The following is a 24,498-nucleotide window of genomic DNA, read 5'->3' on the forward strand; positions in this document are numbered from 1 at the left end:
ACGACCACTGCGAATCAGTAAGGAAAACGGTGCGAGTCACATCTAAATGCTCTCACAACCAACCCACTGGGTTAGGAGACACGCCCTAGGTGTTCGAACTCGTAGGTGGGTCGCAAGTGAGTGTCAGGAGCTCTAGGAAGAATGGATCTATGGAACCAATGAGGGAATTGAACGTCCTCGACGACGTCGGGCACTTTAGAGCGCAGACGTCGTCGGGCACTTCTTATGACATGAGTCGTGCAACGTCCGCGGACACTTGGTGGGTGAAGCGACTTCCTGCACCGGCAGCGGGAGCGTTATGGATCGACGATGGAGGCCCGATCCACCACCTTGAATGCCGCGTCGGTGAAAGTGCAAGATTCGACACGGCTGGTGGCCTGTTGAGCACGGAACTGTGGGCGGTGAGCAGCACCGTCATGTCGATAACCCGTCTGCCTGCTTGAACCTAAGCAAAATAGACTCTGCGGAGCAGGTCTTATGGCATGAGGCAGAATCACCGTCCCTGCCGATGAGAATCCGCCGGTGTTTGAACGAGAACGCCGTATCTTCGGCGTTCGTGTGCGCCGCAGATACGGCTCCTCTGTCTGTTGAGAAAGTATCTATTATGCGAGCACCATATACTTCCGATCGCTTATGAACAGGAGGACCTGTGCTCGCTGATGACCTGCGCGATGCTCGCTTCAACGCCAACTTCACTCTCAAACAGCTTGCAGAAGACTCCGGCACATCCCGTTCAGCTCTCGAAGATTATGAAGCGGGACGGGGCGTGCCGCGCTTCGACGTTTCTCAACACCTTCTCGGGATTCTTGGCAGAACCTACGTTGCTCTCGATTACCCGCGACGATGGCCTGTGAGACTCGACGATGACATTCTCAAGCCCTTGCTCGACAGGGAACCGGATCGACAAGCCATGGTGGACAAGGCCCACCGGGATCAAACTCTGATCGTCGAAGCTGACGCGATTGCTGAGCGTCTCGACGTCAGCTGGGGCCAAGTGACATCGCTGGTCAGCGGAATCACCGTCCTCGGTGATGAATTATCTGTTTGGCGGGTCACTGAGCTCAGCGAACACGTCCGAAATATTCTTCACGGGATGGAATCCGGTCACGAACCCCGGCTCGCCGTCGTTACACCCCATGGCCTCGTCATCGCGAACGGTGATTTGGCGCCTGCCCTGCGGGGAATCGACTTTCTTGTGCGCGCAACGCAGCACGGTGCTGATCCAGCGTTCACACGACATCTCACCGGTGGTTTCCTCGCTCATCATGGTTACCCCTGGTTACGGGTCCCCAAGACTCTCGGCATCGCATACCGACGCGCACTAGTCGCCTGCCGGCGCCACGGCGAGGGCAACCTCATGGCCGGTATCCTCATCCGGAGCATTGCTTCGGCCGAGGATTAAGGGCGTCGGCTGGCTAACCAGCAACCCATTTCTGTCGCTGCAAAGCTGCTTCAGGCCTGCCAATGGATGCCGCTTCACCGGCAAGAGTCCTGCGGCGAGCCAAGGAACCCCCGCCATCGCCACAGCCCGTTTGGACGGGACGCTTCCAGGTGAAATGGCCCAGCTGTCCCGGATCGCAATGTCGGTGGCGCCATGCAGACTCAGCGCATGCGTTTAATGCGCTACCCGTGCCTTATCTCACCCGAATTAGCGGCATGGGGAATTAGAAGGAGCACAAATGACCATTTTGGCGACTGGAATCCTCACTGAGCCTGGTGTCGATCCACGCCGCAAAACGTGGAGGAATAGGCCCTCGATAATGGAGATAAATCCACACGCGGCAGCAAAATTATCACCACAACATAACGGCGGAGTGACAGCATGGGAAATCTGCGCCTCATCGAACAAGACGTATTTCTGGGACTGCGCCGGGCACCTCCGCCGGACCACACCCGCGAAAATATCGGCCGGAAGAGGGTGCGGTATCTGTGCGTTCAGAGTCCTCCTGATCGGATTCAACGATTTAGCCACTGCGAATCCGGAGCATTCGTACCAGCTTGATCCGCGACGGAACGGCGGAGTGACCGCGAGCATGGTCATCGGTGGCCAAAGCAACGCGTCATATTGGTGGACGTGCCATGTCGAAGACCGCGCTGACCATTACTGGTGGGCACCTGTTTATTCAAGGACACGCGGGTCCGGTTGCGGGGTCTGCGATGGCAAGGTCCTGCTCATCGGCTTCAACGACCTGGCAACCATCCACCCTCACCTCGTGTGTCAATTCCTACCGGAGAAAAACGGAGGGCGCACCGCAAGCATGGTTCACGGTGGACGCAGCACGATTTCCTATATATGGACTTGCAGCCTCGGTCATGACTGGCCGGCGACGGTCGACACCCGATCGCTGGGGAAGGGATGTGGCGTGTGCGCATTTCGGGTCCTCTTGCGCGGATTCAATGATCTTGCGACAACCAACCCAAAATTAGTTTGCGAGCTTGACCCCCGGAAGAACGGGGGGAGCACTGCCGAGATGATCATTGGAGGTAAGAGCAACAAGCCGCGCATCTGGACCTGTGCCCGGAATCACGACTGGTCGGCGAGAGTGTCCGATCGAGCCGCTGGCTCAGGTTGCAAGAGGTGTTCGAAAGAAGGCACGTCAAAGGTGGAACAGACGCTTCTCAGCGTGTGTGCAACTTCTCTGACTAAAGCTCAAGGCGGCGTCAAAATGAGTGTCCCCTGGCGGAAACACCGCTTCATGAACCTCGACGTTTTCGGACATTTTCATGGCCGCGACGTGGTGCTCGAATACGACAGTTTGTACTACCACCGGAGCGAACTAAGCGGCGCCAGAGACACCGAAAAAACCCTAGCCCTACTAGAGGCCGGTTATCTCGTCGCCCGCATCCGTGAGTACGGTCTCCAGCACTTGAACATCGAACACCCGAACCTTATCCAAATCGACCACGACTACAGGTACGGACCCGACGCCCAGTTAGAGGCCGATCTCGCGCCCGGAGTTGCCGTGATCATGTCGTGGTGCGAGGTTCGCGCGGGTGCTACACCGAGGGAAAGTGATGACTAGAAAGACGAAAGCCCGCGATAACAACTTCCCGGACTTTCTTTATCTTCGCGTCGACCATGCCCATGGGGATCATCCGCGGGCGGGCAGAGTGACTGTCGAGGCAGTCCCCCTCCTCACAAACGCCAGAGTCCCGAACCCATCCAGACGGGGCAAGCGCCAGCCCCCGGCGACGCGCCCTGTCCATGCCGCGGCGGCTGCCCCCGGGGTTTGTCATGAGGACTACTGGCGATCAGGTCTGCGCGAGCATTAACCGTGACTGGCCCTCAAGAGCATTGCACACGAATTGCCGCGAGTGAGAAAGGGCTGAAGCGCGCTTCTGCGGTCCCAGAGCGGTAGCCCATCACGCGGTCGCGTCGGGTAGCCTCGCTATCTGCTATAGGTCAAAACGAAGGGGCCCAACGTATTTCTGCCGATTCGCCTCAGGTCGCCAAGCTCCCCGTCAATACAGACAAAGGAGAAAAACTCCTAAACGTGGCTAAAGGAACTAGTGCTGCTAAGTCGAATTTGTTAGTCCACGTGAGAAAGCCGACTCCCAGAAACGAAACACGGAATGCGCCACTGAGCTGGCCGCTTCATCTATCCCCGCTGCGGCGTGGCACATCCTGCCCGCCGCCAGCCTCGGTCATTGCCGCAAAGATCTCGAAGGGGTCGCTGCCGGTACGGCCCAACTGGAGGTGCAGCCGGGCGTGGCGGCGGGCACGGAGGCGGGCGGCGGAGAGGTCGCGTGCCTCAGTACCTAACTGTTGCCCCCACCCCGAGGACCCGTCGTCCATGCGAAGGTTCTCCGCCGGCTCCTGGGCAGGTGCACCATAGTTGGCTTTAACCCGGCCTTGGAGGGTGAGGTCGTCGGGGGCGGCGGGCTCTGCTGAACGCAATTCGACATTCGGCTCGGGAAGGCGAGGTACTCGAGGAATGAACCGACCGCGACGGTCTCGATGGGCGGCCGCATAACTCGTATAAGGGAACATTTCTTATGCGTGTGCGGCGTACTCTGCCGGCTGCGTCAGACAGCGGGTATCGCCGAGCGTTCAGTCTCACCTCGGTTAGCATGAGGTCGTTTGCGACGTTCGCTGGCGTGCCGACCCTGTCAACTTACCGGTCACGGTTCCACGTATAGATGCCTCCGGCCGGTAGCATCGGAGACGCTGTGTCATCAGGAGGGCTAGTTTGTGAATGCTGTATCAGAAGCACCTACAGTGCTTGGGGTCTACGAAATGTTCGGTTCCAGCATCCTGGCTGGTGAGCTGCCCGCATCGACCAAGCTCCCTCCCATCCGGCCATCTGGGGACGCGCGACGAGTCTCACCCAACACCGTGTCTTCGGCGTACAAGAGGTTGGAGGCCGAGGGCCTGGTCTTCGCGAATCACAATGGCAAACGATTCGTAGCACCAGACGCAGCCGTGGCCGCCGACGTTGCATCAGCCGCCCGTGCGCTCATCCAAGAGTCGCTGCGCGACGGCGTCGGGCTCGACCACACGGTGTTGTTGATTAGGGGTCTGTGGCCGGCGCCGGAGCCACAGGTCGATCGAGACCGTGAAACCGCACCGACGACAGAGCCTAGCGAGGACTCTAGGCGCACTCTTGCGGAGCAACCTACTCAGGCGCCCACTCTGCCATCGATGGCAGCACCTCCCACCATGAAGCGGAGATCACACGTCCTAAGAACGCAACCGCTGTCACGCTCGGCAGCGAGACATCAACCCCGGTCGACCGCGCGCCGGCGAAGGTCGAGGCATCGCGGCCCGAATGGGGCGACGACGACTACTGGGAGGAGGCACCGGTGGATGAGCCGTATGAGATTCCTGCTGATCAGCACTCGAGCCCTGAAGATGACTCATGGGATTTCTAAGGCCAGCGTACGCTTGCTAGTTCTGCATGAGCAGACAAAGGTTTCGTCATCTAATCTTTGAGGTGATGAGATTCGCTGACTGCGACCAATGCCGACGGAGTTTTCGGGCACCGCGCTACAGAGCGCGGCGGTCTTGGGTGGAACTCACGGGTTCGGCGACGTTTCCCAATGATTTGGATACGCGGAATCTGTATCGGAAATGACGTGACCGCGACGTACATCGCATGACCGTCATCAGTCATCTCGTGTTTCGTCAGTAGAACGCAGCTTACTTCGTGTCACTTCAGTAATACAAAACTATCTTTTTATCAAATTTTAGAGATCGCCAACTGCGCATTACCACGCTGGCACAAAAACGATTCGTATCACTGGAGTGATACGCAGCTTATTTCGAGTCACTCCAGTGATACAAAACTGGGTTTGTCTTAAATTCGGACACGATCAAATGCGTATCACCACACTAATACAGAAACGATTCGTGTCACTGGAGTGACACGTTTTCCGCTGAAACGTACCACGTGAGGCCCCTTCCTGGACCTGAATCAGGAGTTTTGGGCCGAAGATTACCCAGTTACCAGCTGATTACCAGCCCCTGGTAACGCAAAAATACCTGGTCAGACCGTAAAAATAGAGGGACATTACCAGATTACCAGAATTGGGGGTGCAAGCTATATAGAAGGAGGGAGGCATATGTATCCATAGAGACATGCCTTCCCATTCCCTTAATGTATATATCTATATCTGGTAATCTGGTAATTTAATTGATTAAGGGCCTTGTTGGCCAGTGTTTTACTGGGATCTAGAGATTACCAAGCTCTGGTAATCTTTGGTAATCTTGGTAATGAAGAGAGAACCTCAGCTATCGCAGTTTATTCGCAAGTCTGCAGATGTTGCCCGCGATAAGGAGCCACCGCAGTGATGCGGTAGCGGATTCTCTTCTCGCGAAAATGGGCGCTCCCGAACGATTCGCGCCACCGGCAACTTGGTGTAAGAAATCCTCGTCGACCGTCCAGCTTTTGCGCGTCTCGTGGCACGAAGAAAATTGCCGCTTCCGACTCGATTGGCGCCTGCAACGCTTTTCTCGCAGATCGGCATTAGGATCGAAGTATCGCTTTTTATGGTGATTGTCGACACATTTGACGGACGCCGGTGTGCCAGCATGCCTCTAAACGCCTTAGAATGCCCCGTGTGACCGCGGAAACACCATTTTCGGACTCCTACGCGTCCCAGTCTTTCTGAAGCGTCAGATCAGCGCACAGGGCCTGTAGTCTCCGTTGGATCAACCACACACGAACAGGGTCGCTAACGCCGCTCCCGCGGTCTCAAGCCCGTCAAGGCCCTAGGGGCATCGCCGGATATCCCGCAGGCGGGTCTCCCCGTGATCCCAATGCGTCTCCGAAACGCCAACTGGAGAAACGTAAGACCAAGTTCGGATACCTACCCAAGGTTTGATGCGTGCCCGACGCGAGCCGTGCAGTACGTGGCGTCGAGGAACACGTAGTAAAAGTCCTGGGCGGCTAGGGTCCGGTCCCGGAACGCTGCCACTTCCGTGTCGAGGCCGCAGATCTGGGACACTTCCGACTTGGAAATCCCCGTTTCAGCGCCGAGCGCTTTAACATGGTCGTCGACTTTTCGGGTCGACACCGTGGACATCGGCCTCCAGCACGACGGCGAACAGAACCTGGTCTACGCGGCGGCACCGCTCGAGCAGGGCAGGGAAGAACGACCCGGCGCGCAGGTTTGGAATCGAGCTCTCCGGCGGTCGCGCTTGAGGTCCGTGGCCGGGTGCCGGTGCGGTACGTGGTGCGCTCGCCGCAGCCCTTCGTGACTCGGTACTCATTGACCATCGCACGATGGCTCCTAACGTCGGGAAAGCAACGCTAAAATTGGGGAAACCAGACCACTCAACGGGACGTGACCGGCGAGCAGTGAGGTAAGCGCTCCTGCAGCTTGATCCGAAGCCACGATTTGAAGGACCCGCGGTTACCGGCGATCGCCCCGCCCAGAAACAGAACGAGCGAAGCGAGAACCAAGGCTGACAAGCCGAGCCGGCGATAGCCAAAACTGGTTGTGAAGCTGGCTGGTGAATGACCAGAAAGCTGTTTGAAATGCGCGCTAAGAGGTTCGAGCTTGTCGGCCCTCCCCGAACGGTTTGTTGCTCTTCTCAGTCTTCGCTGTTTGCTCTTCGGTCAGCTGATCTGTGGCTGCGTTTCTTTTCGGTCGCAGGGCAGGCCGCGCCTGCGTTTTGCGATAGGCGGTCACGTGCGTGGCCGCGCTATAGCCCTCTTGTCTCAGGGCGCTGGTGCGCTTTCCCCGTGCGTCTGGTTCGGTCGCTGGCGCACCCTCGACATATTCTCGCTTGGCCGCCCACCGCTCAGGTGGATCACGTCTTGTGTCATCGTGATGTCCTTCTTTCGCTGCGCATGTTCCCCCTGCCGAGGGCGTCTCGCGGTTGCGTTTGTGTTCGTGCGCTTAGGAACGTTGCTCGGCTCGGTCATCGGCTTATTAGTCGACTCGGGTGTGTCCGAGCGCTGGCGGGCCTCTTCCTGCTGGTGTGTGGCTACCATTCAGGTGAACCATGTTTTTGTTTCGTCTTGGTGGTCGTTTGCTGCGCTCACATGTTCCCTGCCGGGGGCATTCTATGGCTGCATTCGTGTGTGAAAGTGCGGGTGTGGGGTGGTGGTGTCCGGCTATTGTGGGCTGGTCCACATCCCCGTGTTTTTCGACCCGAACCACAACCAGTTTCTTTGCTCGAAGAACATGACAAGAGCATCTGTTCGGGGAACGGCACGCAAAACTTTGCGCCAGGCAACATCAGCCTTGTCCGCTGAAACCAACCACAGGACGCCGCCGGCAGGTAGTCGTTTATGAGTGCAGCGGCTTGCCGATGTACGAAGAATCCACGGAGACGCTCCCAGCGTCGACGGAGGACAGAAGAACCTCACGAGGTTCGACTCTCCGCGCCGGCGACGGGGTGACGTGACCGAGCGAGCGAGGCATCGGAATGAAGGTGATGGGCGACGCGCCAGCGTTGAGCACACACAGAACGCTTACCGGGCACCGGGAAGTCAGAGCTTGAAGTGAAACGGAGAGCTGTGAGAGGACCGAACATTGTGTGAAGAACAGGGTTCTGATTATGGGAGGGAGTGCGGGCCCGGCGATAGCGGCGTTGTGGGCTTTTCTCAGTTCTCTGCCTGGTTCGGCTCGCGGTCTCGGAGATTGTGGAGTTTTGGTGCACGTTTTCTGCGCATAGCGCACAAATACGCACGATAGTTGCGCGGGCCGCCGCCCACTTTTCATCGTCCCGAAATCGCCTCTCATCAGGCTTAACATTTCGGCAGCCGCAGAAACACGCTACACATTTTGCCGCACACCGACGCCAGCCGTTCGCCGCATGTCTTGTGGGTATGAGCAACCGCCACAGCCCGATGATGGCCTACAAACTCACCCGCAGTGGGACGCTGAACCCTGACGGCACAATGTTCGCCGCTGCCGCCGGAATTTTCGCGTCAGCCGTCGTTGCCGGCACCACACTTCTGACGACCCGCGACGACAATGGGTTCTCACACTACGTGCTGTCGCCAGAGTCGAAGAAGGCCGAGCAGAGCGCCAAACACCTGGCGCATGCTGTCGCCGCTCGAGCAGATTTAGCGCTCAAAATGCCGGACCTGACACAAGTGAACCACGTCGCCTGGCTGGCCACCGAACGTCACCCTGCACTCATCAGCCGTGACACGCAAGCGGGCATCGACCCGGGCAGCGTCAGCCGTGCTCTCGCCATCTCCATGCGTCCCGGCCAGTGGGCTGCCGTCGTCCTCAGAAAGCCGACTCGCAAAGAGAAAGAGTGGGGTAAGACATGGCTCGAATGTTCGGTAACACCTTGCGCGTTCCGCGGCGACCTCGCCCTCCTTCTGGGCGATGCGTTAATTCCTAACGCGGGCGCTCCCTTTAGCGGCGACGCGCCGACGTCCGCAACCAAGTCACCCAGGAGGCTTCGCAAACGGCTCGCAAGGCCTGCCCCTATCGGTGCAGCCTGGCTTGGGCAGCGAAGCCGTCGAGGGTCTCCACGATGTCCTGTGCTACCCATATCCGGTTGCGTCGCCCTTCCGTGATCTGAGTCAGGATGCCGGCGTCAACAAGCCGATCGATAGCGACCTGCGCGTTGACGGTTGAGATCCCAAGCTCCGCCGCGGCCGCTGCAGCGCCGATCACGGGTTGGCTAAGAAGAACGTCCAATAGCCGGCGTGCTGCTGAGCCTTGCCTTGCGGTGATGCGCCCCCGCCAATCGACCTGCACTATTTGCAGGTCTTTCACGAGGTGGTGACCAAGGTTCATCGCGGCGGATGCTGCATGTGCGACGCAGCGCACTATCGGGGCGAAATCGCCGGCCCGGTAGGCATTCAGGGCATCGAAATACTGGTCGGTGTCGTGAAGGAGACCTGCCGAGATCGGAACAGGCACGTCTCGCGTGAGTCTTCCGCCGCGCAACATCGATTGAATGACGGCGCGACCGACCCGGCCGTTGCCGTCAGAGAACGGATGGATAGTCTCGAACTGCGCGTGCACGACGGCTGACTGAGCGAGCAGGGGAAGATCGGTGCGATTGGCGAAGTCGGCAAAGTCGTCCATCAGCGCGGGCACCCGATCGTGATGCGGGGGCACGAACCGTGCGAGGTGCGGCCCGCGGCTCCCGCCACCGATCCAGACCTGCTCGTGCCGCCAGCGGCCAACGATCTGGGGGTTAATGCGCTCGAGGAGGGCACGGTGTATTTCTAGGATTGTGCGGTCGTCGATGGACTCGGAGAACGCGAGCGCCGCCTGCATCGCCTGCGTATTACCCGCGATGAGCTGCGCATCCTCCGAGGACCTCGAATCAAGTTCCGCCATAGCGATCTCCCGTGCGCCGCTGCGCAGGTGCTCAATCTCCGAGCTTGCAGCGCTCTCAGCACGAAGGAGAACGGAAGCGAATGGTGCCGAGAGGTGACCGACTTCGGCATCAAAACGCGCCATCTCGCTCGCAACGTCTTCAGTGAGCGCGTTCAGGTCACCGTCAAGCGAGATGTCGAGATCGGCGATGAACGCGGGCGCCGAGGCCAGGTACGGCCCTAAAGCCCGTCGGCTCGGTGGGTGTGGGCCGAACTCATCCTGGGCGCCGTGCCACGGCCGTTCTTCATAGCCGACCGCCGGCCAGGGCAACTTCTCCGTAAAGGTAGCCATGGGACGAGCAACCAATGCTTCTTTGCATTTCCGTCGGTATGCTCTCAGGCTATTCTGACTTAGGTTCCCTTTTCAGGAACTAATCCCTTCGTTCAACTTCGAGATTTACGACCGCGCTCTGTGCCGTCATGGCGGCGGTGCGTTGGCCCCCGTCCACACAGACAGCGTTCATTAATGACTCGATGTTCTTACGAGCCTCCAACATCTCAGTCACATCCGCGTCCGGGGCGGTTCGAGTTCGAGTTCGAGTTCGAGATCGAGATCGAGTTCGAGTTCGAGTTCGAGATCGAGTTCGAGTTCGCCCATGGTCGCCGTATCGTGGTGTGAATCTCACCGGCTTGCAACTGGTGGGCGCCTTCTGTGAGGAAGGGCGCGACCCCGTCCGTTTCGCGCACGAGAAAATCTTGCCAGCAAACCCCCTCACTCGGCTGTACCGCCCACACGATGGGTGCTCGCACGCTCTGACAGTCAACCGTCTCGATGCACTGTGCAAATGATAGGTTGGCGTCATGACACCGAAGGCTGACCCTAAATCACCGCGAGCCGAAGGTACGGTGAGGGAGACTCCACGGAAAGGCTCAGGGGTTTGGATGGCGTTGCTGCCCCTGCGATTGTCCCCGGGACGTTCGGCGATCCCCGGGCGGTGGAGAACCGAGCTTGAGGCGGCCACGGCATTGGCTGACCATATCGAAGAAACTGATCAAGGTTTCGGGCGAATTCCGATGGCGAGATATGGCCCCACCCGGAAGGTCAAAGACGTCGTTCGTTCATATATTTCGTCGAGAGAGTCCGATGCGGACTCGCCATTGGCCGCGAAGACTGTTCGCAGCTATCGAGGTGCGCTGAAGAACCACATTTTGCACAAGGCTGCCAACGTCGGCGCAGTCAGCGTGACGAAACTAGACGCTCCGAGTGTGACTGGTTGGTTGAGTGATTTAAAACGTGCGGGGGTCACGGACTCGTCAAGAAAATATGCTCGGGGGCTGCTTGCAGCAGCCTTGAGCTGGGAAACCGAGAACGGAGGGGCTCGGTTCAACGCCGCGGCCGCCCTTCGGACCCGTTCGACGAAGGCGTCCCGCGCAAAGAGGCAAACAGGAAACGACATTCTCATCCCGTCGTGGCAGGAACTCACGGAATTGGCCCTCAACCCGGCTGAGCGCGCTGATCGACTTCTGATAATGCTGATGGCCTGGGGCGGCCTTCGTTGGAGTGAGGCGATCGGTCTGGACATTCAATCAATGAACCCTGAGGCTGGAACAATCGCGATCACTCAGGTTTTTATCAAGTCTGAGACTCGAGGTTGGGTGATCGAACCTGTGAAGGCAGGCGTGAGTGAAAGCGTGACTTTACCGACTCGCCTATTGACCGCACTGTTGGATCACGCAGACGGTCATCCTCACGAAAGAAACTCTCTCACGGGGCGCCTTCTCTTTCGCGCACCCCGACCAAGACCTGGGAGCCACGAATTGCTTGATCTCTCCAACTGGACCCGAAACGTGTTCAAGCCAGCTCGAATAGCTGCTGGATTGAACGGGGACATGACCCGGCCCACCCTCGACCCCCGACGGCGCCACCTGACGCCCAAAGATCTGCGCGCTTCGGCAGCCAGTTTCCTGATCGATGCCGGCGCCTCACGACTAGAAACCAGTGCACATCTCAGACACGGTGACCCTCGAACGACTGACCGATACTATTCCCGACCCTTGGAATCGCAGCACCATTCGCCCGCACGAGCGAGCATTCGGGCGAACACGGCGCTCAGCCTCCCCGAACGGCTCTCCGCCATGTTCGAGGCTTGGATTGAGACAGACCCCGAGAGACTGAAAAACGGCCTAATGTAGGCAGATTGTGCAAGAAATTGTGCACGCCGCCGAAAACCGAAAAATACCCGGTCGAACCGAAAACGGTTCTGACCGGGTATTTAGTGTGGTGGAGCTAAGGAGATTCGAACTCCTGACCTTCTCATTGCGAACGAGACGCGCTACCAACTGCGCCATAGCCCCAAACTGCCTTTGAAGAATATCACGGGCTGGCCGCCACTTTCGCCGCTTCCCGCCCGAGCCGCCGATTAGACGGCGCGGCGACGACGCAGCACGGCGTCGAGGTCGGTCATGCCGGGGCTGGTTTCGCCGACGATTCCCATCGACGCGAAACGGCTCGGCACCGCAGCCACCGCGGGCCTGGCGATCGGCGTGGCGGCCCGGATTGCTTCCTCGGCGAGCGCTGCGGCGCGGCGCGTGACCTCCGCCTCGGCGGCGGCCTTGCGCAGCTGATTGGCCGCTTCAACGGATGCCATCGCCGTCTGCGCAATGGATCCGCGCGAGAGATGCATCGCTCGCGGCACCGGCTGCGGCGTCCAGGTCGCCGCAGCAACCGGGGTCTCCTCAAGCTGCACGGGCTCAAAGGCCTGGCCGACCAGAACGGGCAACACCACCGGGGCGTCCACGCGCACCACACGCGCCGAACGGGCAACCGTGGCCAGCCGGCCGAGAATGCCGAACGCGGCCACCATGACAACTGCGCCACCGACCAAGGCGGTGAACGAGCCAGCCAGGGCGGGAGCGATCCCAGTCACGGCCAGCACGAATCCGGCCAGCAGAATCAGCGACACCAGGCCGCGGAAACGGCGCAGGCGCCGGAGCTTCGAAACGGGCGACTCCGCCACGCGCGGCGCAGCGGCAGCAGCGACGGCCGCAGCGGCGCGGCGAACGTCGCGGGCAGCATCCGCCACCGCTTGCGCTTCGGCTCGTTCGCTCTGCTCAGCGCGCGCCAGAACACGTTGCTGCTCGGCCACGGTGCGGGCGGTGGCTTCGAGTCGCACCTGGTGCGGCACCTCGGCGGTTTCGGCCAGGATGCGCAGCGTTTGCTGCAGCCGCACGGCGTTTTTTTCGGTCGCCTGGTACTGCTTGCGGCGCGACCAGGTGGGCATCAGGTAGGCGACCCAGAGCACGGCGGCCACCGCCACCATGACCCCGCCACCCAATGCCTCATTACTCATGTTGACAACGGTAAGAGGCGCAGCGGCCAGAGCCGATGATTACCGGTGGCGTGTCACCGAAGTTAATACGCTGATTCCGCCCCCGAACGGGGCAAATCGGGGCGATCATCGAACGATGACCCGCACCGGATGCGCGGCCGACTCGAGATCGGCCGCGGTGACCGTGGCGGCATCCGCTGGGACCAGACCATCGTGCCAGCGGCGCAGCACGCCCTGGGTGAGTTCCTCGGCGACCAAACCGAAGCAGAAATGGTCGCGCCAGTCACCGTTGATGTGAATGTAGCGGCGACGCAATCCCTCATAGCGAAAGCCGAGTTTCTCCACGACCCGCAGGCTCGCCTTGTTTTCCGGGCGGATGCAGATCTCCATGCGGTGCAGGCCGAGCTGATAGAAGCAGTAGTCGGTCGCGAGCGCCACGGCCATCGGCGTGATCGACTGGCCGGCGAACTTCTCACTCACCCAGTAGCCGATGGTCGCCGATGACAGTGATCCCCAGGTGATCGACGACACGTTCAGCTGGCCCGCCAGTTCGCCGTTGCTTTCGATGATGAATGGCAGACCGTTACCCGACCGCGAATGCGTCAACAGGCTCCGGATGCTCGCGCGCGTGTCGAAAGACATCGGCGCGTACGGGTTCGTCGCCTCCCACTTGCGCAGCCAGGAACGGTTGGCCAGAAGTTCGCCCTCGAGGGCGCGGGCGTCGCGCAATCGGATCGGGCGCAGGGTGACGGCCCCCTCGCGAAGGGTGGGAATAGCGATCGGCACGGTTCGCCTGTCTGTCGTGGGCTGAAAACCCCGGTGGGGCTCTGTAAAACGTTAGTCGAGCGTGGCGACGAATTCGTGCAACCAGGGCTTGAGGTCGCGCCCGAGGTCTTCGCGATCGACGGCGAGTTGCACGATGGCCTTGATGTAGTCGAGCCGGTCGCCGGTGTCATAACGACGCCCACGAAAAATGAGGCCGTACACGCCGCCGGTGGTTTCGGGGTTGACGGCCATCTCCTGCAGGGCATCGGTCAACTGAATTTCGTTGCCCTTGCCCGGCGCGGTGTGCTCGAGAATGTCGAACACCTCCGGACGCAACACATAGCGGCCGATAATGGCGAGGTTTGAGGGAGCATCCTCTTGGCTGGGCTTTTCGACCAGCCCGGTGATGCGCACGACGTCCGGGTCGTCGGTCGTTTCGACCGCGGCCGCGCCGTACAGGTGAATCTGCGACGGGTCGACCTCGAGCAGCGCCACGATGCTGGTGTTGCGCTTGCCCTGCTCCTCGAGCATGCGGGTGAGCAGGGGGTCGCGGGCATCGATGATGTCGTCACCGAGCAGCACGGCGAAGGGTTCGTTGCCGACGTGCATGCGGGCGCGCAGAACGGCGTGGCCGAGGCCGCGCGGGTCGCCCTGACGCACGTAGTGGATATCGGCAAGCTCGTTGGATTCGCGCACCTTGGCGAGCCGGGTCTGGTCGCCTTTGCGTTCGAGCATGGCCTCCAGCTCGGTCATGCGGTCAAAGTGGTTCTCCAGGGCGTTCTTGTTGCGCCCGGTGACCATCAGCACGTCGCTGAGCCCGGCCGCAACGGCTTCCTCAACGACATACTGGATGGCCGGTTTGTCGACGACGGGCAGCATCTCCTTCGGCATGGCCTTGGTCGCTGGCAGAAATCGTGTTCCCAGCCCAGCTGCGGGAATGACGGCTTTAGTTATCGGGGTACCCATGGGCCCTAGGTTAGTGGCAAGTAGGATGCCTTATATGGACTCCGACATTGGTCATCGAAAGCGTGCGCTGAGAGCGGAGCTGCGCGAACGTCGCCAGAACATGACATCGTCGGAGCGTGAATCCGCCACGGCCGGCTTCACCGCAAACCTGCAAAGCCTCGTCGTGGATCTCTCCGCCCGATCGATTTCCTGCTATCTGTCGGCGCGCAATGAACCCGATACCCGGCCCTTTCTCAACTGGGCAACGACAGAGGGCATCCGTATTCTGTTTCCCATTTCTCGCGAAGACGGTCTGCTGGACTGGACCGTCGGCGACGGCGAAGAAGAATTCACCGGCATTTCCGGGGTTCCCGAAGCAGTCGGAACCTTGCTCGGCCCGATCGCCATCAACGATGTCGACCTCATCATCGTGCCGGCAGCGGCCATCGACGAGTCCGGTCTGCGCATGGGCTGGGGCCGCGGCTACTTCGACAAGACCCTCGGCTCGATGGAAAAGTGCCCGCCGGTCTACGCCGTCGTCTTCGACAGCGAATACCTCGACGAGGTTCCCCGCGAGGTGCACGACCAACCGGTCAACGGGCTCGTCACCCCGACCAGAATCATCGCGTTCTGACCATTTAATACCGCCCGTGAACCCCGTTCTGCATGTGACGGGGCGCCAGCGCGCCTAACCTTAGTTCTGGCGGGCATTTTGCCTGTCGGCTCAACCAGCTGGAGATGCAGTGCCTACCTACTCTTACCGTTGCACCGAGTGCGACACCGCCTTCGACATCCAGCAGGCCTTCACCGACCACTCGCTCACGGTGTGCCCGACCTGCCAGGGCAAACTGCGCAAGGTCTTCTCCTCGATCGGCGTGACCTTCAGCGGCTCCGGTTTCTACAGCAACGACTCTAAATCGGATGCGAAGCGGTCCAACCCGAATCTCGACCGCAAGCCGAGCGAAAGCTCGAGCGACAAGTCCGACTCCTCGGCGAGTAAACCGGCCGAAACCAAGACCGAGAAGAAGGCGGACAGCACACCCGCCAAGTCCGCGGCCCCCTCCGTTCCGACCGCCAAGGCGTCTTAGAGCATGGCGCTGACCAAGACGGTCGCCCAAGTCATTCGTTTGGAGCACCCCGTGATCAACGGTTTCAAAGAATTCATCATGCGCGGCAACGTCATCGACCTCGCCGTCGCCGTCGTCATCGGCACGGCGTTCACCGCCCTCGTCACGTCGATCGTTACGAGCATTTTCAACCCGCTCATCGCGTCGATCTTCAGCGCCGAGTCTTTGGCTGACTCGCTCGTCCTGCCTCTACGTGGTGGCGACGGCATCTTATTCGGTGCCGTCATCGGCGCACTGATCAATTTTCTGCTGATCGCCGCCGTTGTCTATTTCGCGATCGTGCTGCCGCTGAACAAGCTCAAGGAAGCCCAGGACCGTCGCCGCGCCGCCGGGGTTCCCTCCGAGGTCGTCGCCGACCCCACGACCGAGCTCGACCTGCTCACCGAGATCCGCGACCTGCTGGCCAGGAACGCCGCAACAGCCGCTTCCGACGAGGGCTCCAAACACACCGCTTAAAATACCGTCTGCCCCGTTGTCGGGGGAACACCTATCCCCCCCCCCCTTTGGGGTAATGTGAGCACGCCCCCCGGCAATTCGCGCGGACTGGCCGCACGGTGAACGAATTACAGGAGCGGTCAGATGAACCAGCTATTCTTGCGCGCGAGCGGATGCGCCGCAGCGCTCGCGCTCATCGCTGCCTCCCTCCTTATGGCTGGCCCGGCCTCGGCCGCGACGACCACCCAAATCATCAGCGGCGTCACGTATACGCTCGACGACGCGGCCAATACCGCCTCGGTCACTGACTACGACCACTCTGCGGCGAGCGTGACCATTGAGTCCAGCGTCGGCTCGTATCCGGTAACGAGCATCGGCGTGGACGCCTTCCGGGTAGCGTACGAAGACACCACGTCCACGAAACTCAGTTCCGTTTCCATCCCTGGTTCTATCCTCGCCATTGAGGACGGTGCATTCCAAAACAATGCTCTGAACCCCATCGCGATCCCTGGATCGGTCATCACCATCGGGGCATTCGCATTCGCCGACAACGACCTGACCACCCTCACGCTGCCCGACTCGGTGCTCTCCGTCGGCGCTTTCTCCTTCTTTGCCAACAAACTCATCACACTCGATCTGGGTGAATCTATCGTCGACATCGGCGGCACGGCCTTCAGCGGTCATCTGCAGGGCAACGGCACCGACAACAATATCGGCTCTGTCGTGATCCCCAACTCCGTCATCACCATTGGCGACGGCGCCTTCCAGCACCTGAACAATCTGACCGAGGTCGTACTCGGCGACTCGGTTGAAACTCTCGGTGAATACGCCTTTGGCTTCTCCTACAATCTTGAATCGATCAGCATCCCCGATTCAGTCACGACCATCGGACCGTATGCATTTGCAGTGAACGGGCGTCTTTCCGAGTTGGCCTTGGGTAGCGGGGTCAGCACAATCGCCGCAGGCGCGTTCCAGCAGACGGCGCTCACGTCGGTGTCCATTCCCAATTCCGTCACCGAAATCGGCGACTTCGCCTTCGCTTATGGGCACCTGACCTCGGTGAGCATCGGCGCGTCAGTTTCCAGCATCGGTAACCAGGCGTTCTCCAACCAATCAGACTTTATGTCCCATGAATTCGTCAACGATCTGACTTCTGTGTCCTTCGCGGGCAATGCCCCCACGGTGTTCACTGCCGGTTCTGAGCAGAACCAAGGCTCGCTCGGCTTCAGTACCGGCCTGACGGTGTCATATTTCTCGGACCGCACCGGCTTCACCAACCCCTGGCAGGGGTACGCCACGACGCCCGTCGTGCGCGATGTCACAGCGCCAACCGTCACGATCGATGGCGGCGCCTTTGTGACCACACTCGATCTGACACCGGCGATCACCGGTACCACCGGCGAAGCCGCCGGCACAACCGTCACCGTGGCTCTCGGTGATCAGACATTGACGACGACAGCGACCGGAACCGGAACCTGGGCAATCTCCCCCACGGTCACTGCGGGCAGCTACACCATCTCAGCATCCGTTACCGACGAGGCCGGCAACACCGGAACCGCCACCCAGTCCTTGCGGGTCAACTCTCAGAACCCCGCAGCGTTACCGCCGGCCAGCACCACCGCCGAACTCGAGACCTTCATCGTCGACAACAGCCTCGACAGCGCTGCCACCTCCGCAGCCTTCATCGCCACCGGAGCCACAGTCGGCAACCCGCTCGACTCGCTCGACACCAGCGAACCCTTCTCAGGAAACCTGCCCTGGTCCGATCCCACGGACAGCTTTGTCGATGTCTACGCGTACTCCTCACCGACTTTGCTCGGCACGTTCCCCGTCGTAAATGGCATGGTCATCATCAACGGCGTCAACCTCGCCGCCTTGTCAACCGGCGCCCACCACCTCGTCCTGATTGGCCAGACTAGCGGCGCCGTCTCAGTACTCAACATCACCGTGCAGCCCGCACCCGGAACGGGCACAGGCACAGGCACTACAGCCGCAGCCGCAGCCGCAAGTACAAGCGCGACGAGCACACTAGCCGGGACCGGAGTGAACGCCTCCGCACCGATCGGCTCGGCACTTGCACTCGTACTCCTCGGGGCCGTTCTCTTGCTCAATCGCCGTCGAACCGCGACGCAGTATTAGAGCCGCAACCAGCAACCGTAGTTCCGAAACCCGTACGTAGCCGCGGGTGCAGGCTATCTGCGGGGTGTCGAGGTGTTTCAGCTGAGAAGCAGCTGACCCGCTCCTGGGGTGTCACCACCTCGACACGAAGCGAGCCGTGCCGGACGCAAGCGGCGGCGGCACCCCACAACTACCAATGCGGCGGGCGATCCTGCAGCAACTGTGTCTCGTTCGCGCTGGGTGCGCTTCCGGTGTGCGCGACGCCGCCCTCTTCCCGTAACACCGGCGGATGCGGGTTCGGGTCGGTGTCCGGTGCCGGCAGCAGCCGGGCGCGCCGAGCCGTGCCCGCGGCCTTCACGATCGGCTGACGCTCGGTACCTAGACGCGGCGCATCGTCCCGAGCGCTCACGCGCCCGGCCGCTTCGGCGCGATCGTGGAGGCGTCGCCGGACGCAAAGGGCGGGGCATCCGTTTGAGGAACACCGGCGATGGCGGCGACGCGCGCCGCCACGGCGTCTGGGTTACTGAACAATTCGAAGCTGTGCACGCGCAGGTAATGCCAGCCGAGGCGGCGCAGCACTTCGGGACGCAGGCGCAGGGACTCGCGCAGACTCGCGCGGCCGACCACGGCATCCGTTTCAACCACGATGGCGCGCGTGCCGTAGGAGGCGGCCAGGGCGAGCTTGCCGCGGTGCCCGAGACGCACGCTGAGGCCGAGCTTTTCGAGGCGGCCGCCGAGGTCGACGAGCATGGCCTCGCTCGCGTCTGGAACCTGCACCTCGTCGCGGCGGGCCTCGGTCTCACTGAGCACCTGGGACAACGCGAGGATGCCATAGCGCTGACGATCCTCGTCGATGTCAGCCGGGCGAAAGCAGGACACGATGTCGAGCGCGCGGCGGGCCCGGGTCATGCCGATCGCGAGCAGGCGTTCGCCACCGGGTTCGCCGAGCGAACCGAAGTTCGACAGCAGACGCCCGTGCGGGGTGCGGCCGTAGCCGATCGAGAAGATTACCCGGTCCCGGCTCTGCGCCACGGCCTGCTCGAGGGTGAGCACGGTGAACGGTTCGCTGCGATCCTTCAGGATGAAGTCGGACAGGTCGGTGCGCTTCGCGAACGCGGCCAGCACCGCCTGCTGAACGCGAACGGCGTGCCGGGTGCTCGCGGTGATCACCATGAGCGATTCGCGCGCGCGCTTCGATGCGTGGTCGAGCACGAGGTCGACAACCTTCACGACCTCAGCGTCCACGCTCTCGATGGCACCGCTGTCGGCGTCGGGCATGCCACGGCCACCGGCAACATAGTTAATGGTCAAGCTGCCGTGGCCGAGAAAGCTTCCGGCCCAGGGCAGCGAGTCGATACGGCCACCGTAGAAGCGGTGGTTGACCAGTTCGGCGAGGTCTTCGCCGCCGGCCCGATAGCTGCGGGTGAGGGTCAGGGTCGGCAGCAGTTCGCCGAGGCGGGCCAGCGCTGAGTCGGCGTGCAGGGCATCGACCGAGACATCGGGCGTCGGCGCGGCCTCCCCCGAGGCCGAAATTCCGGTCTCGAATGCTGACGGCGTCTGGGTGACCGGGTCACCGAACGCGACAATCTGGCGTCCGCGGCGAATCGCGCCGACGTTTTCGGCGAGGGTCGTCGCTCCGGCATCGACGAGTAGCACTGTGTCAAAGGTGATCTGGTCGCTGATGTCGGCGATCTCGTACGGCGAGGCGAGCCAGACCGGCGCGAGCACCCTCCCGAGGTGCGGGGCGACCTCGTTGAGCCGGGCTGGCGTGGCCCGGTCGGCGCGCAGCAGGCGGCGCAGCTGATCGGCTTCCTCGGGAAAGTCGACGACGCCGATCTTCCAGGTTTCGGCCAGTAGCCAAGCCAGCAGCTTGCCCGAAGCGGATGCGTGCGCCTCGTCGACGAGTTTGAAATCGGCCTCGAGGCGGTCCAGTACCTGCGTGTTCGCGTTGAGAAGGGCTCGGTCGCTCGCCAGCATAATCTCGAGCACGGACTGCCACCAGGCGAGTTCGAGCTCGACAGCGACGTTCTCCTCAGACACGTGCCGCTGGGACAGGTCGGTCATCAGCGGGTCGAGGTTGTGCTCGCGCAGCGTTGCGAGCAGCGCGGTGCGCTCGTGCAGGTTGGCGAGCACCTCACTCTCGGCGGCGAGGCCGGAGATCATCGACACCAGTTCACCGAGCTGACGCCCGGCGAGGGTGCGCGGCGTGCCGACGGTGCCGAGGGGAACGTCGAGCAGGCCGAGGTCTTCGGAGACGCGCTGAAAAGCGACGTGCACGTCGTTGATGCCGACCGGTACCTCGGGCGTGACTCCCGCGGCGGCGTAGCGCTGCCAGAGCGTGCGCTGGTCCTGGATGCGGCGCAGGCTCTCGTTCATATCGCTGACCCGCACGCCGGGGCGCTGGTACTCCTCGGCGAGCTTGCGCAATCGGCGCCGGCTGGCCGAGCTCATCTCGGAGGATTCACGCCGCGACGACGTGGCGGCGATCAGCTCGATCAGCGAGCGGTCGTAGACGCCCGGCTGGAACTTGTCGAGCGTTTCTCGAATATCGAGCAGCAGGCGTAGGTAGATGCCGAGTTCGTTGATCGTCTCGAACGGGCGCAGCCGGGTCTGGCCGATCAGACCGTTGGCGCGTTCAAGCAACCGCGGCAGTTCAACCTGGTTGATGCGCTTGGCGAGTTGATGCGAGTTGGAGGCGTCCGCTGAGGAGGTGAAGGAAGCGCCGTACCAGGGTGAGTCGCCGGGGCCGTACCGAAACTCGCCGAGAATAGCGGCTTTGATCAACGTATTGGCGGCGGCGGATCGGGAGTGAGCGAGCAGCTCGAGAGCGTGCCGGTCGAGCCGGGCCGTCGTCGACGGCGGCTGCGGCAGCTGCGCGAGGCGCGCGAGCTCACCCAGGGCATCGAGGACAGAGACGCCGAGCGCCGAATCGCGGCGGGTGAGCGCCGCGCGGTAGTCGAGCAGCACCTTGCGCAAGCGCACCAGGGCATCGTCCACGTCGCCGACCCGCGGCTGGGTGGCCTTCTCGTTGCGTGTGATCGACTGGATCAGGTCGCGGCGCAGCGAGCGCGGAGTCACGGCGATGCCGGGAAGGCCCACCTGCACCAGGCGACCGGCGATTCCGTCGAGGCTGGAGCGGCGGGCGCTGACCACGAGCACGCGCTTATGCTGGGCGACGAGCGAGCCGATCGCGTTGACGATGGTCTGGGTGCCGCCGGTTCCGGGCAGGGTCTTCACGACCAGAGAGTTTCCCGCCGCGATCTGCGCGACGACATTCTCCTGCTCGGGGTCTGCGTCGCCGAGCAGCGTGTCGGTGGCGGGCGGACGGGCATCCTGGCCGATCGGCACCACCGGGTTGTAGGCGGACCCGATATTGCGCTTGGCGGTCATATTGCCGGCGACGGCGTCGAGCAGCGGGTGGTCGAGGTTCGAGGCGTCGGCGGCGAGTGCCTGGCCGCAGGAGGCGAAACTCGAAACGACGAGCCGGGGCACGACGTTGAACCAGGGCAGATGGGAGGTCAGGCCGCGCAGGCGGTCGATGACCGGCTGCGGTTTGAACGCACCGTTCGTGACGGCGAGCGCCACAAAAGCGTCGGCGTCGAGCACGATCTGAAACTGGTCCTTCAGCGCGCGGGCCAGTTCGGGGTTGAGAAAGGGCTGGCCCTTGAGCTTGAGCTCGTAGTCACGGCCGTAGCGGCGGATCGCAAGCGGGCGCAGCAGTACCGGGGCACTGTACTCGACGTCCTGGTAACGCCACTCGGCGAGGCCGATGGCGAGGTTGACCGACTCGATGCCGCGCATCGAGCGCAGTTCGATGCCCTTCTGGGTGATCTCGTTCGCGGCCAACCGGGCGTTGCGGAGCGCGAGTTCATCGCGAATGAGGTTGGACAGCAGGGTGGTCTTGCCGATGATGAACTGCGGCAGGCCCCCGGGATGGGTGGCGCTGAGCTCGATGCGGGTGCGGGCTTCGTCGGTGAAGTGCAGCAGCGGGGAGCGCCCGCCGAGCGCGGCGAGTTCATCGCGCCAGCGCTGCCAGACCGGCTCGGCGATGTTACCGGCAGTGAACGCCGGGTCGCCCAGACTGAGGTTGTGGGGACTGGTCACGTTTTGCGGGTCGATGGGGACGACGTCCAGGTACTTGGAAAGCACGTCGTCGTCGTCTTGTTTTCTATCGAGGTGCCACACAGGGATACCCTAATTGCGAAACCACTGTTTTTGTTTGAGGCGGCCGGGGTTTCGCGTGATTTGGCCCTTACAGCCAGTCCCGACGCTTGAAGACGATGTACAGGGCGCATCCCATCGCGAGCATCAGGGCGAGCGCGAACGGGTAGCCCAGGGTCCAATGTAGTTCGGGCATGTGGTCGAAGTTCATGCCGTAGATGGTTCCGACCAGGGTCGGTGCGAACAGGATCGCCGCCCAGCTGGAAATTTTCTTGACCTCTTCGCTCTGCGCCAGGCTGGTCTCCGACAGGTGCCGCATTTCGTCGTTCTGGGCCTGTCCCACGAGGGTGCTGTGCACGGTCAGCGCGTTTTGCAGCAGCTGCCGAAAGGCGTCGCCGCGTTCAACGATGCGCAGGGTATGGTCGAGCACATCGCGCAGGTGCCGGTGCAGTTCCAGGTCGACGTTGTATTTGTCGAAGCCACGCTGCATGGCCTCAAACATACCCACGAGCGGTTGGGTGGCTCGTTGAAACTCGATCACTTCGCGGGACAGGGCGTAGATGCGTCGGCTGACCTCGGGGTCACCGTCGAAAAGTTGGTCTTCGATCTCATCGATGTCATTTTCGAGGCCGGCCACGACCGGCCCGTACTCGTCGACGACCTGGTCAAGAATCGCATACAGCACGGCTTCCGGGCCGAGGGCGAGCAGGTGCGGTGCCTGCTCCATCCGCTGGCGCACCTGGGCGAGGTCGGGCGATTCCGCGTGACGGATGGTGACGACGAAGTCCGGGCCGACGAAGACGTGCAGCTCACCGAATTCAACGCGTTCCTCGTCGTCCATATAGCGAGCGGGGCGCAGCACCACGAACAAAATATCGCCGAACCGCTCGATCTTCGACCGCTGATGGCCCTTGAAAGCATCCTCAATGGCCAGGTGGTGCAGGCTGAACTCGGTGGCGACGGCCCGCACTTCCTCCTCGCTCGGCCGGTACAGTCCGATCCAGGCGAAGCCCTTATGCTTCTTCATGACCTCGAAGGTCTCGTCGAGGCTGGGCGGTGTCGAAACCCGATGCCCGTCCACGTAAACCGCGTTGTCCACCAGGGCCATGGGCTCTCCTTGTTCGCTCCTAGTTTGCCACCGCGTACGGTTGCAGAGTGACGCAAACGGATGTCTCCCTCTTCCTGGCTCCGCGGGCGCCGCTCCCTGAGACCGACCGTCTGCACCTGGCCGAGGCCGTCGCCCGGGTCTGCCGGGTTGAGCTCACCGAGGTCACCATCGCGCAGCGCTGCGAGCGCTGCGGTGGCGCACACGGGAAACCCCGCGTGCTGCGGCCCCCGGGCACCTTCGTGAGCCTGAGCCGCGCCGCCTCGACCGTCGCCGTCGCCGTGTCGCTGGCCGGGCCGATCGGTGTCGATATCGAGAGCGTCAGCGCGGTCGGCTGGGCCGGGTTCGACGACGTCGCGTTCAACGGGCCCGAGCAAGAAGCCCTGTGGGCGGTGCCGATGGCGGCACGCGACCGGGTGCGCGCGACGCTCTGGACGGCGAAGGAAGCGGTGCTCAAGCTGTCCGGGGCGGGGCTGACGGTGGACCCGCGGGAGCTGACCGCTGTATACCCGAAAGCGGCGGCATCCGTTCTCGTGATGGAGCCGCGGTGGCAGCTGCTGAGTTGGCCGGGCGCTTCCCTCGATCTGGCCGACCTGCACCTGGCGGGCTTCGACGCCGGCCCAGGCCTGGTCGGCACGGTGGCCACCCTCGGCCCGGAAGCGCCCCGGATCGTGCTGCTCCCCCAAACGTGAGGCGCAGCGTAACGGATGCCTGTTGCTGGTGCCCACAGGCGCCGCCGCCGGCATCCATTTCATGCTGCGCGGGACTTGCGCCGC

General features: G+C 62.0%; 17 protein-coding genes, 1 tRNA gene and 2 pseudogenes. 10 read left to right on the top strand and 10 right to left on the bottom strand.

From position 1 onward, the window contains the following. Window positions 1–649: 649 nt before the first annotated feature. The 3 genes and pseudogenes from CXY80_RS06495 to CXY80_RS20055 all read left to right on the top strand — a co-directional run bounded on the left by CXY80_RS06495 (window position 650) and on the right by CXY80_RS20055 (window position 3,023). The gene (locus CXY80_RS06495; protein ID WP_104132023.1) at window positions 650–1,402 is read left to right on the top strand and encodes a helix-turn-helix domain-containing protein; all 753 of its coding nucleotides are present in this window, start codon (window positions 650–652) and stop codon (window positions 1,400–1,402) included. A 358-nt stretch (window positions 1,403–1,760) separates the two neighbouring features. After that, window positions 1,761–2,570, top strand: a pseudogene (locus CXY80_RS20690) (zinc-ribbon domain-containing protein); the annotation flags it as partial. 126 nt (window positions 2,571–2,696) lie between these two features. Then, the gene (locus CXY80_RS20055) at window positions 2,697–3,023 is read left to right on the top strand and encodes a hypothetical protein (protein ID WP_233195084.1); all 327 of its coding nucleotides are present in this window, start codon (window positions 2,697–2,699) and stop codon (window positions 3,021–3,023) included. A 572-nt stretch (window positions 3,024–3,595) separates the two neighbouring features. Here the strand turns inward: CXY80_RS20055 and CXY80_RS06505 are convergent. Then, a complete protein-coding gene (locus tag CXY80_RS06505) occupies window positions 3,596–3,898 on the bottom strand; it encodes a hypothetical protein (protein ID WP_104132025.1) in 303 nt (100 codons plus the stop codon). A 339-nt stretch (window positions 3,899–4,237) separates the two neighbouring features. Here CXY80_RS06505 and CXY80_RS20695 point away from each other — a divergent pair, with 339 nt between their 5' ends. Next, a complete protein-coding gene (locus CXY80_RS20695; RefSeq protein ID WP_146070695.1) occupies window positions 4,238–4,933 on the top strand; it encodes a GntR family transcriptional regulator in 696 nt (231 codons plus the stop codon). Between the two features lie 1,397 nt (window positions 4,934–6,330). On the opposite strand, the pseudogene CXY80_RS06515 reads toward CXY80_RS20695, so the two are convergent. Both CXY80_RS06515 and CXY80_RS06520 read right to left on the bottom strand, forming a co-directional pair. After that, window positions 6,331–6,680: pseudogene (locus tag CXY80_RS06515) on the bottom strand (transposase); the annotation flags it as partial. A gap of 2,212 nt (window positions 6,681–8,892) precedes the next feature. Next, window positions 8,893–10,089, bottom strand: coding sequence for a Fic family protein (locus CXY80_RS06520; protein WP_104132027.1), 1,197 nt, complete (start codon window positions 10,087–10,089; stop codon window positions 8,893–8,895). Window positions 10,090–10,811: 722 nt separating this feature from the next. On the opposite strand from CXY80_RS06520, the gene CXY80_RS20700 reads away from it, so the two are divergent. Beyond that, a complete protein-coding gene (locus CXY80_RS20700) occupies window positions 10,812–11,930 on the top strand; it encodes a tyrosine-type recombinase/integrase (RefSeq protein ID WP_369828651.1) in 1,119 nt (372 codons plus the stop codon). An 86-nt stretch (window positions 11,931–12,016) separates the two neighbouring features. Here the strand turns inward: CXY80_RS20700 and CXY80_RS06535 are convergent. The 4 genes from CXY80_RS06535 to galU form a co-directional block, all read right to left on the bottom strand. After that, a tRNA-Ala gene (locus CXY80_RS06535) sits at window positions 12,017–12,092 on the bottom strand. Between the two features lie 65 nt (window positions 12,093–12,157). Beyond that, window positions 12,158–13,087, bottom strand: a complete 930-nt coding sequence (locus tag CXY80_RS06540) for a hypothetical protein (RefSeq protein ID WP_092451034.1) — start codon at window positions 13,085–13,087, stop codon at window positions 12,158–12,160. A gap of 105 nt (window positions 13,088–13,192) precedes the next feature. After that, window positions 13,193–13,852, bottom strand: a complete 660-nt coding sequence (locus CXY80_RS06545) for a GNAT family N-acetyltransferase (protein ID WP_092451036.1) — start codon at window positions 13,850–13,852, stop codon at window positions 13,193–13,195. A 51-nt stretch (window positions 13,853–13,903) separates the two neighbouring features. Continuing rightward, window positions 13,904–14,797 carry a UTP--glucose-1-phosphate uridylyltransferase GalU gene (galU, locus tag CXY80_RS06550; RefSeq protein WP_104132030.1) on the bottom strand — a complete coding sequence of 298 codons (894 nt, stop codon included), beginning with the start codon at window positions 14,795–14,797 and terminating at the stop codon, window positions 13,904–13,906. A gap of 34 nt (window positions 14,798–14,831) precedes the next feature. On the opposite strand from galU, the gene CXY80_RS06555 reads away from it, so the two are divergent. The 4 genes from CXY80_RS06555 to CXY80_RS06570 all read left to right on the top strand — a co-directional run bounded on the left by CXY80_RS06555 (window position 14,832) and on the right by CXY80_RS06570 (window position 18,477). After that, window positions 14,832–15,410, top strand: a complete 579-nt coding sequence (locus CXY80_RS06555) for a 5-formyltetrahydrofolate cyclo-ligase (protein WP_104132031.1) — start codon at window positions 14,832–14,834, stop codon at window positions 15,408–15,410. 109 nt (window positions 15,411–15,519) lie between these two features. Then, entirely contained in the window at window positions 15,520–15,864 is a 345-nt protein-coding gene (locus CXY80_RS06560) for an FmdB family zinc ribbon protein (RefSeq protein WP_092451042.1), read from the top strand. A gap of 3 nt (window positions 15,865–15,867) precedes the next feature. Beyond that, window positions 15,868–16,359: a large conductance mechanosensitive channel protein MscL gene (gene mscL, locus CXY80_RS06565; RefSeq protein WP_233195086.1), complete on the top strand. Its 492-nt coding sequence runs from the start codon at window positions 15,868–15,870 to the stop codon at window positions 16,357–16,359. Between the two features lie 123 nt (window positions 16,360–16,482). Then, complete coding sequence (locus tag CXY80_RS06570) at window positions 16,483–18,477, top strand: leucine-rich repeat protein (RefSeq protein WP_104132032.1); 1,995 nt, start codon at window positions 16,483–16,485, stop codon at window positions 18,475–18,477. A 169-nt stretch (window positions 18,478–18,646) separates the two neighbouring features. Here the strand turns inward: CXY80_RS06570 and CXY80_RS06575 are convergent, their stop codons facing one another. The 3 genes from CXY80_RS06575 to CXY80_RS06585 form a co-directional block, all read right to left on the bottom strand. Next, entirely contained in the window at window positions 18,647–18,865 is a 219-nt protein-coding gene (locus tag CXY80_RS06575; protein ID WP_092451045.1) for a hypothetical protein, read from the bottom strand. Further along, entirely contained in the window at window positions 18,862–22,641 is a 3,780-nt protein-coding gene (locus tag CXY80_RS06580; protein ID WP_092451047.1) for an ATP-binding protein, read from the bottom strand. The genes CXY80_RS06575 and CXY80_RS06580 overlap by 4 nt, the downstream gene beginning before the upstream one ends. Window positions 22,642–22,708: 67 nt before the next feature. Continuing rightward, window positions 22,709–23,725, bottom strand: a complete 1,017-nt coding sequence (locus CXY80_RS06585) for a magnesium and cobalt transport protein CorA (RefSeq protein WP_104132033.1) — start codon at window positions 23,723–23,725, stop codon at window positions 22,709–22,711. 47 nt (window positions 23,726–23,772) lie between these two features. Between CXY80_RS06585 and CXY80_RS06590 the strand changes: the two genes are divergently transcribed. Next, complete coding sequence (locus CXY80_RS06590) at window positions 23,773–24,414, top strand: 4'-phosphopantetheinyl transferase superfamily protein (RefSeq protein WP_104132034.1); 642 nt, start codon at window positions 23,773–23,775, stop codon at window positions 24,412–24,414. The last annotated feature ends 84 nt before the right edge of the window (window positions 24,415–24,498 follow it).

This window comes from Cryobacterium sp. M91, assembly GCF_002929615.1.
Classification (GTDB): Bacteria; Actinomycetota; Actinomycetes; order Actinomycetales; family Microbacteriaceae; genus Cryobacterium; species Cryobacterium levicorallinum.